General features: G+C 52.1%; 3 tRNA genes. All 3 read right to left on the bottom strand.

Annotated features, from left to right (window positions below):
• Positions 1–8: 8 nt before the first annotated feature.
• A tRNA-Val gene (locus VJL_RS27440) sits at positions 9–84 on the bottom strand.
• Positions 85–119: 35 nt separating this feature from the next.
• Positions 120–195 (bottom strand) — tRNA-Ala (locus tag VJL_RS27445).
• Positions 196–219: 24 nt separating this feature from the next.
• Positions 220–295, bottom strand: a tRNA-Lys gene (locus VJL_RS27450).
• Positions 296–303: the final 8 nt, after the last annotated feature.

Below are 303 nucleotides of genomic sequence, written 5' to 3' on the forward strand. Positions count from 1 at the left end.
CTTAAAGATGGTGGGCGATACCGGGCTCGAACCAGTGACCCCCTGCTTGTAAGGCAGGTGCTCTCCCAACTGAGCTAATCGCCCACATAAGTTTTTCGTCTTGTGGTAGACGTCAAGAATGGTGGAGCTATGCGGGATCGAACCGCAGACCTCCTGCGTGCAAGGCAGGCGCTCTCCCAGCTGAGCTATAGCCCCATCTTGAGAGTCATTCTTAAAGAATGGTGGGTCGTGCAGGATTCGAACCTGCGACCAATTGATTAAAAGTCAACTGCTCTACCAACTGAGCTAACGACCCAATGGTAT

It is taken from the genome of Vibrio jasicida CAIM 1864 = LMG 25398 (assembly GCF_000400365.1).
In the GTDB taxonomy this organism is placed as follows: Bacteria; Pseudomonadota; Gammaproteobacteria; order Enterobacterales; family Vibrionaceae; genus Vibrio; species Vibrio jasicida.